Annotated in this window: 1 protein-coding gene and 1 pseudogene; both read left to right on the top strand. The window is 29.9% G+C overall.

Going from position 1 to position 418, the window contains the following annotated elements; translation table 11 throughout:
* The coding region (locus NF27_RS12160; protein WP_039454608.1) for a hypothetical protein at positions 1 to 183 on the top strand (183 nt) is incomplete at its 5' end.
* Positions 180 to 418: pseudogene (locus NF27_RS00385) on the top strand (ISKra4-like element ISCot1 family transposase); the annotation flags it as partial. The gene NF27_RS12160 and the pseudogene NF27_RS00385, both read left to right, overlap by 4 nt.

The following is a 418-nucleotide window of genomic DNA, read 5'->3' as shown; positions in this document are numbered from 1 at the left end:
ATATATAGCAAGCTTAGAGCAATTTTAGAAAAATATCAATCCGGTAAAGCAAGCCACAATCATTTTGAGCAAGTGATAGAAGATTTAGAGTATTGGATTAATAGAGAAAAGGTAAATAAGCAAAGAATCAATGAAGAATTAAGAGAATATCTTTTAACTAAAGATCAGGAGGCTACTATATGAGATGTAAAATTCAACTTATATTTGAAACGGAAGAAGAAGTTATTACAGAAGAAATTGCTTGTTTTCATAGAATTGATGATATATCCCCTGCAAGCCTGGGTTTAAGTTTGAAGGAAGCAAAATTAATAACCTCCGGAGTACAAAAAAGTATGATTAGTCATCAAATCAAACGGTATATTGCTGCTGAAAAAATTTGTAGTTGTTGTAATAAAAAGCTTAGTTTAAAAGGTTATCA

Source organism: Candidatus Jidaibacter acanthamoeba (genome assembly GCF_000815465.1).
Lineage (GTDB): Bacteria > Pseudomonadota > Alphaproteobacteria > Rickettsiales > Midichloriaceae > Jidaibacter > Jidaibacter acanthamoebae.
Note: the sequence above shows the minus strand (reverse complement) of the source record. Positions and strands in the feature narration are given on the sequence as shown.